Source organism: Desulfofundulus sp. (assembly GCF_049701015.1).
Lineage (GTDB): Bacteria > Bacillota > Desulfotomaculia > Desulfotomaculales > Desulfovirgulaceae > Desulfofundulus.
Genome location: NZ_JBNATZ010000111.1, coordinates 1 through 7,814, shown reverse-complemented (window position 1 = coordinate 7,814; position 7,814 = coordinate 1). Strand labels below are relative to the sequence as shown.

General features: G+C 50.7%; 7 protein-coding genes. 4 read left to right on the top strand and 3 right to left on the bottom strand.

Going from position 1 to position 7,814, the window contains the following annotated elements:
- The coding region (locus ACPLUI_RS08215) for a PHP domain-containing protein (protein WP_424659785.1) at nucleotides 1-899 on the top strand (899 nt) is incomplete at its 5' end.
- A gap of 35 nt (nucleotides 900-934) precedes the next feature.
- On the top strand, nucleotides 935-1,543 hold the full coding sequence (locus ACPLUI_RS08210) for a DNA-3-methyladenine glycosylase (protein ID WP_424659784.1): 609 nt from the start codon (nucleotides 935-937) through the stop codon (nucleotides 1,541-1,543).
- A gap of 75 nt (nucleotides 1,544-1,618) precedes the next feature.
- Here ACPLUI_RS08210 and ACPLUI_RS08205 read toward each other — a convergent pair whose 3' ends face one another.
- The 3 genes from ACPLUI_RS08205 to ACPLUI_RS08195 are packed head-to-tail and all read right to left on the bottom strand — an operon-like array spanning nucleotide 1,619 to nucleotide 5,540.
- The gene (locus ACPLUI_RS08205) at nucleotides 1,619-2,899 is read right to left on the bottom strand and encodes a hypothetical protein (RefSeq protein WP_424659783.1); all 1,281 of its coding nucleotides are present in this window, start codon (nucleotides 2,897-2,899) and stop codon (nucleotides 1,619-1,621) included.
- A 31-nt stretch (nucleotides 2,900-2,930) separates the two neighbouring features.
- Nucleotides 2,931-4,034, bottom strand: a complete 1,104-nt coding sequence (locus tag ACPLUI_RS08200) for a DUF917 domain-containing protein (protein WP_424659782.1) — start codon at nucleotides 4,032-4,034, stop codon at nucleotides 2,931-2,933.
- Between the two features lie 12 nt (nucleotides 4,035-4,046).
- Nucleotides 4,047-5,540, bottom strand: coding sequence for a sigma-54 interaction domain-containing protein (locus ACPLUI_RS08195; protein WP_424659781.1), 1,494 nt, complete (start codon nucleotides 5,538-5,540; stop codon nucleotides 4,047-4,049).
- 460 nt (nucleotides 5,541-6,000) lie between these two features.
- Between ACPLUI_RS08195 and ACPLUI_RS08190 the strand changes: the two genes are divergently transcribed.
- Together ACPLUI_RS08190 and ACPLUI_RS08185 are read left to right on the top strand one after the other, a co-directional pair.
- Nucleotides 6,001-7,317, top strand: a complete 1,317-nt coding sequence (locus tag ACPLUI_RS08190) for a purine-cytosine permease family protein (RefSeq protein ID WP_424659780.1) — start codon at nucleotides 6,001-6,003, stop codon at nucleotides 7,315-7,317.
- A 12-nt stretch (nucleotides 7,318-7,329) separates the two neighbouring features.
- Nucleotides 7,330-7,814: DUF917 domain-containing protein (locus tag ACPLUI_RS08185; RefSeq protein ID WP_424659779.1), on the top strand; the 485-nt coding region annotated here is incomplete at its 3' end.

Sequence of the window (7,814 nt, the reverse complement as noted above, 5' to 3'; positions counted from 1 at the left end):
AGGCCCCTGAAGAAGTATCCGCCCCCGTTCCCCCATTCCCCGGAGTACCCCTGCCACCCGAGGAAGAGTGTATTTACCGCGGGCTGGGGTTGTGGCCAGTGCCTCCTGAATTACGGGAAGGCCGGGGAGAGCTCGAACTGGCTGCTCTGGGGGTTCCGCCCCGGCTTTTGGAGGTTAACGACATAAAGGGTGACCTGCACGTTCACACTGATTGGAGCGACGGGGCCAATTCCATCCTCCAGATGGTGCAGCGGGCCAAGGAAAAAGGGTACCGTTACGTGGCCATTACAGACCACTCCCGTTCGCTCACCGTGGCCCGGGGTCTTTCCCTGGAGCGTCTGCGGGAACAGCACCGCCTGATAAAGGAATTGAACGAAAAGGAAAACGACTTTCGCATCCTCACGGGAATTGAAGTGGATATTCTGGCCAGGGGGGGGCTGGATTTTCCCGATGAAGTGCTGGCGGAAATTGACGTGGTAGTGGCTTCGGTACACAGCGGCTTTCGGCAGGATAAAGAGACCCTGACGGGGCGGGTCCTGCAGGCCATCGAAAATGAGCACGTGGACATTATCGGGCACCCCACCGGCCGCCTCCTGGGCGAGCGGGAGGCCTATGAACTGGATTTCGAAAGGGTTCTGGAAGCGGCGGCCAAATACGGGAAGATCCTGGAGATAAATTCTTCACCCGACCGCCTGGACCTCAACGACCACAATGCCCGCCTGGCCCGGGATTACGGTGTCAAGCTGGCTGTAAATACCGATGCCCACGATTTAAGGCGCCTGGATGAGATGCCCTACGGGGTTGCCGTGGCTCGCCGGGCCTGGTTGGGTCCGGACGATGTGGTGAATACCCTAGATCTCCCGGATTTATTAAAACTTTTGGGTAAAAAGGATCATTAAACATTTACGAGGGGAGACCGTATACAGGGGATGATATGGGGAGAAGGAAAATCGATTTGTCAATCGATTTCTCAAGGGTCCTGCCCCGTTTTTTCTACGAGCGGGATACCGTTCTGGTGGCCCGGGAATTGATCGGGCAGTATCTGGTCCACGACAGCAGAGAAGGTTTGACAGCCGGCCTGATTGTGGAGACGGAGGCATATCTGCAGGGGGATCCCGCCTGTCACGCCTCGAGGGGTATGACACCCCGCAACCGGGTGATGTTCGGCCCGCCCGGCCATGCCTACGTTTATTTTATTTACGGCATGTACTACTGCTTTAACGTGGTCACCCGTGAAGAAGGGGTTGGCGAAGCGGTGTTGATCAGGGCGCTGGAGCCGGTGGCAGGGATTGGGCTGATGCGGGCCAGGCGGGGACGGGAGAAGCTTACCGAGTTATGCAGCGGACCGGCCCGTCTGGTGCAGGCCATGGGCATTACACGGGAGCATAACGGTTGCAATTTAACTGAAGGCCCTCTTTTCCTCTGCCGGGGGGAGGGAAAACCCCTGCCGGTGGTTACGACAACCCGCATCGGCATAAAAGAAGGGGTTGATTTGCCTTTACGTTTTTATCTGCGGGACAGTGAATATGTTTCTAAAAAATGAAGTCCTTTAAGGATATGCCCAACTTGACCCCGCTCCTGGTAAAACTTATCGCCTGGTATGCCTGGGGACGGTTGTCTAAAACCGCCCCAGGACTTTTAGCCTTAACCTGCAGGCGTTTTGCGGCAGGTACCTTAAAGGGATTTCCTCAAATTGATGGCTGATTTCCTTAAGCTCCACTCCATCTTTCTTCAGTTGCCATAGGGCCATATCCCAGAGTTCCTGCTTTTCCACCTGAATCCGGCGGTGGTCGGAGAAGAAAAAAACCTTCTCTATTTCTACTCCGTAGGGTGCGGCAAGCACTCCGGCTCCCTGTAAGATAGAAGCTGCTGGTGGCAGCAAAACCGGGTACCGGAATATCCGGGGAACCTCTGCGGGTTGTGCCATGCAGACCAGGGGGAGGGGACCCGGGAAAGGGTTCAGGGCGTCCAGGGTTTCTTCCCATTTGTGGGGAGCCGGTTTTTCTTTAAAATTAATCACGTAAGGGTAGCTGCCGGCAAGTTCTGCCCCGTAAAAATTCGCAAAACCAGTCGTTAGTTTGGGCAAATAACGTTCTGTGATACTTAATTTTAACCCCGACTTACCGGGCAGAACGACAAAAGTATCGCCCTGGCCGAGCCACCAGCTGGCTCCCAGAAGGCAGGAAGAAACATCAGCCTGCCAGGTCAACAGGGGAAAAGTAGTTGCCACGCGGCAACTGGTCAGGGTACCATCGCCTTTTAAAAAATAAAGAGGAGCTGATATGCCGGAAGAGGTGAGCAAATCATCCAGCCGGAACTGGAAAGATTTAACGCTTTCCAGGAGAAAAGTATTGATCAAAAGTGCATTTTCCCTCAAGAGGAAGTTCAAGACATTATAATGGTATGAAAGGTAAAAGTTGAACCTCCCCGGAAAAAGCTTTTCGGCCGTCTCCACGAGTTTTTGCTCAGGGCCGGAGTCGATGGGAGAAAAGGCGGAATTCACGGCGATGCTCTTAACCGGTAGTTCCGCCAGCTCTGCCAGGGCTCTTTCCAGTTGAGGGCGAAATCCCGGTTGGCCCGGTGAAGGTAAGTGAAAGCTGTAGAGCTTTAAATTTTTTCTCTTTCTCAATTCATTAACCGGCGAAAGTTCGATAGGAGCGGGAGAGAGGCGGAAATAACCTGCGGGGTTTTTGGCTCCGGAGAGCAGGGTTGTCAGGTCGGCTACGACAAGAACCCTTTCAATATCTGCAGGAGTGATCCCGTTCTTACATAGAAAATTCTTAAGGTTCCCGGACTGGACAGTACCGGGATATTGTTCATATGCCAGTACAATTCCGTCCCGGCCAAAAAGCAGGTGTATTTCTTCTTCTTGAAAAATCAGGACAAGATTTCCCCGCACTGTTGAACACCACACCTGATTGGGTAATAAATTAATTATAATAGTAGGCGAAATATAATTTCTCAAGAGGTTCGTATCCAGATTTATAACCAAAACATTGGGGCCCTACCACATTAAGGGCTTTTTTGGTTTTCAGCTGGACGGGTGCAGGCATGCCAATCACCGCTACTTCCATACCCGGTGTTACGTCGTTATTGTTTAAGGGTTTTAACGTTTCCAGGTCTATGAGCGAGATAAGATCGGGAACCATGGCTGCTACCCGGTTGTTCCGGTAAGCAATAAGATTTTCGTTTTGAATAAGGATTTTAAAATCCTCGTCCGTATAGGGACCGCTCCCCCTCAAGGTGATAGTTCGCCAGTTGAGGGTTTCTATTTTACCGATATCCTGGACAAACCCCGTGAAGAGTTCAATTGCGCTGCCGTAAAGCGAATTTTTGGAGATAAGCACAAGATCTCGCAATAGTTGGGAGTAAGAACCGGGATTAATAAAGACGCTGCCCAGTTCAGCCGCAAAAGAAATGGTCCTGGGAATAAGTATTCTTCTCAGTACGCTGCCCGTGGTTGGAAAGCCGGCGAAAAAACCAACCCCGCCTCCTTCTCCAACCACCTGGCGGGTGTTCAGTTCCAGCAAAAAATTGTCTTCTTCGGAAAAGATATGTTCCCGGCCGCGGCTGTCAATAAGGACCAGTGGAGTACCCGTAAGCTGGGCAAAGTGAAAAGTCGTCATCTGCAATTCAGGAAAGGCGCGCCCCATGGCATCGGCATCCACCAGAGGAAGCCCCGTTCTCCTGGCTACCAGGAGAGGGTACAGGATATTCACACCCGCACCTTCCACCGTTATCAGGGCCAGGAATTCTTTTCCTGTCAAGCCCTTAAGCTTTGCTAAAGCTTTAACCCCTTCGTGTCCGGCGGGCAGGTTTTCTTCGGCTAATTCCGGGGACCCCATTATGGCCACAGCGGCGTATAAACCTTCCGGTTCCAGGTCTTCGAGTTGAATTAGCCTGACCGCACCTTTATCAGCCAATAGTTCCTGCAAAAGAAGAGCCATAACTCTGGTTTTCCCTCCGCCGCCGGACCCGAGAAATATACCTCCGTAGAGGAGGGGTTCTATCAATTTATCGTCTATGGCCTGCATTCCATGCACCTCTTACAGCTTATATTTTTTCAGCCACCTGTAGAGAGTGGCCAGGCTGATGTCCAGGTACCTGGCCAGCTCCTTCTTCCCTTCTGTGGAATATCCGAAGCGTGCCAGGAGCTCGGCCAGCTCTTCGCGGCTGACCTTGCCGGCAGGTGAATTTTTCTTTTCAGATAAAGATTGGGGCGGGTAGAATCTTCTGATGGGCAAGGGTAAACTGTCCACCCCGATTTCTTCTTTATCGTCTACCGTTACAATGTATTCCACGGTGTTTTCCAGTTCCCGGATATTCCCCGGCCAGGGGTAGGACTTCAATAGCTGCAGGGCATCCCAGGTAAAGGTTTTAAAGTCCTTGTTGCGGAGGATACAGTATTTCTTTAGATAATAATAAAGCAATAGTTCGATGTCTTCCGTTCTTTCCCGTAAAGGGGGAATATAGATGGGAATTACGCTTAACCGGTAAAACAGGTCCTCCCGGAACTGTCCGGTGGCAATCATTTCTTCTAAATTGCGGTGGGTGGCGGCAATGATTCGGACATCGATGGGAACGGGCCTCGTTCCTCCCACCCTTTCAATTTTTTTCTCCTGAAGCACCCTCAAAAGCTTGGCCTGAAGAGCCGGTGGCATGTCGCCAATCTCGTCCAGGAAGAGTGTACCCCTGTGAGCCAGTTCTATCTTACCCGGCTTACCTCCCCTGCGTGCTCCGGTAAAGGATCCCTCTTCATAACCAAAAAGCTCGCTTTCTAACAGGTTCTCGGGAATGGCTGCGCAGTTAATAGCTATAAACGGCCCCTTTTTTCTCGGACTGTTCTCGTGGATGATCCGGGCGAACATCTCTTTCCCCGTACCACTTTCTCCCCGCAGCAGAATGGTGGAATCAGTAAGCGCCACCTGCTGGGCGATAGATATAGCCTTGACGAGTTTGTGGTTTTTGCAAATTACCTTCGGCAATCCTGCCTGTTTTCGGGACTCCAGAGAGCCGTTTTTAACCTCCCGCTTTTCCCGCCGGGTAAATACCGCTGCTCCCAGGTAGTCGCCACCATAATAAAACGGGCGAAAGCGTACGGCTAAAGAATTATTCAATAGCAGTTCCGTTTCTTTCCTGTTCTGGAGCAGTTTATTTATATCGGTCCCTTCCCTGAAGTGCTTCTTTAGATTCAGTTCGTTGGCAATTTCGTTTTGATAAACCGGTTCGCCCCGGTTATCAAAAAGGATAAGTCCTTCCCCCAGCAGTTGACCGCATAATTCCACCGCTTGCCGCGAAAGCTCTCCCCGGGACCTGTTTTTCTCCTCTTGCAGGATGGCAGACAGGAGACTGCTTATATCTACCATGAACTTGAGCCAGGAAGTATTACCGGTAAAGGGTTCAGGCCTTCCAAACTGCCACCCGATACCCGTTACCTCACCCTCAAGTTCAAGGGGGACAAAAAATTCATAGTGCCAGGCACAAGACTGTTTATCGGGGCAATCTGTGCAGAGGAGATGTTGCCCTCTCCTGACAACCACCGGATGGGGAAAAGAGAGAAATCTCCTGAGGTGCTCCAGTGAAGGAGCCGGTAGTTTTGAGGGGGTAAAAATTCCGCGCATTTGATCAGCGGTCCACCAGATTATCTGGCAGTTGAATAACGAGGCGAGGTTATGGAAAAAAGAATCTACTTTGAATTTACCTTTCAAAGCTCAACACCATACTTTCCCGCTTTTTCGTATTTGAGCTTTCGAACTTATTCTCAATTATTCTACACCATAGAAGCATGAGAAAACAAGAGAAATATAAGAAACAGATGAGAAATTTAACTCCTAATGGCTTTATAATTCGCATCTTTGATTCGTGAATCTCCTGTTCTTGACCCCCGCCCGCCGCCGGAAATCCGTTACCCGCCTTCTTTTCCGGTTCTCAGAATGCTGGTATGGATGTTGCTCTAGTAGTGGCGCCGTCCAGAATATTTTCGGAGGAGGCGGGGTAATAGTGCTTAAACAAAGTAATGACGATTTCGCTTTGAGCCGCATACCAGTGGGTGCGCGGCGTCCCATGTGGGAGGTTTTCATGATTCGTTTTGGAGGGGTTGTCTGCTTGCCTCTTCTCATAACAGGAGCTGTCCTGGGGCATGGGATGACAGTAAGAGATGCCATACTGGCCACAATACTCGGGGTAGTAATCTTGGAAATTGTAAGTTTTCTGGTGGGTGTGGCTGGGGCCTGGGAAGGGATGTCCACCAGCTTTCTTACCAGGTGGACAGGCTTTGGAGAACTCGGTTCCAGTCTCATCGGGCTTATCATGGGTATTTCCTGTGTCGGATGGTTTGGTATTCAAAATTCCATCTTTGCCAGGGGGCTTATTACTGCCTTTGGCGGCAGGGGCAATTTTCAGATCATGGCTCTCATCACCGGCCTGGCTATTACCATAATCGTAGTTTATGGTTACCGCATGCTGAGCTATACGGCCAATATAGCTGTACCTGCTTTTTTACTGGCCTTATTTTACGCAACCTATCAAATGGTGGGACATTTTAATATCCCGGAATTGCTTAATTCTGCTCCCGCGGGTTCGCCTTTGAGTATAGGGGTGGGAGCCACCATGGTTGCCGGCGGCTTTATGGTGGGCGCAGTTGTAACACCTGATCTCAGCAGGTTCAACCGCAATGCCAGAGATGTTTTCTGGATGACGTTGTTGAGCGTGTTGCTGGGGGAGATCATAATCAATTTCCTCGGGGTTATGATGTCTCATGCGGTCGGGAGCAGTGATATAGTTGTGATTATGTATAAACTCGGAGGCTGGCTGGCTGCTCTTCTGGTAGTATTTTCAACAATTAAAGTAAATGATCTGAACCTCTATGTTGCCTCCTTAGGAGTTACGAACTTTATAGATGCGGCTTTCGGATATAAAGCCAATCGCGGCGTCATTACCCTTATTATTGGCATACTGGGGACTACACTCTCAATGTTGGGCATACTTGATAAATTTATTAACTTCCTGGTCCTGCTGGGAGTAACTGTACCTCCCATCGCAGGTATTATCGTGGTTGACTATTTTATACTCAAAAGGTTCAGAAAGGAATTGGAGGAAAGCCGCCTGCAGAACAATTTGCCGGCAGTTTCTGAACGTTTAAATCCTGTGGCCTTACTGGCCTGGCTGACAGGCTTCCTGGTAGGTTATTTTGTCAAGGGCGGTATTCCAGCCCTGAATTCCCTGCTCTCTGCCGGAATAGTTTACTGGGTGGGCATGAAGTTATGTGCTGTCCTTAGCGGTCAGAAAACCATTCGTTTCATAGATTCGGAAGCGTAAGGAGGAATTAAAATGACCAGGATTGACGCGCAGACCATTGAAGACATTGCCATAGGTGCCGCCCTCCTGGGTACCGGTGGGGGTGGCGACCCCTACCTTGGAAAACTTATGGCTCTCCAGGCCGTAAAAGAATGTGGCCCGGTCACGCTTATAAGCCCCGACGAGGTTCCGGATGAAGCGGTGGTGGTGCCAACGGCCATGATGGGAGCTCCTACCGTCCTGATCGAAAAGGTGCCAAACGGTGAAGAAGTTTTTCGGGCCTTTAACGTGCTTAAGAGCTACCTGGGCAAGGATATTTTTGCCACTTTGCCCATTGAAGCAGGCGGGGTAAATTCCATGATCCCTATTGCCGTGGCCGCACGTCTGGGTATACCCCTTGTGGATTGCGATGGTATGGGACGTGCCTTCCCTGAACTGCAGATGGTAACTTTCCACCTTTACGGGGTACCGGCCACTCCCATGGTTATTGCAGACGAGAAGGGAAACACCATTATCCT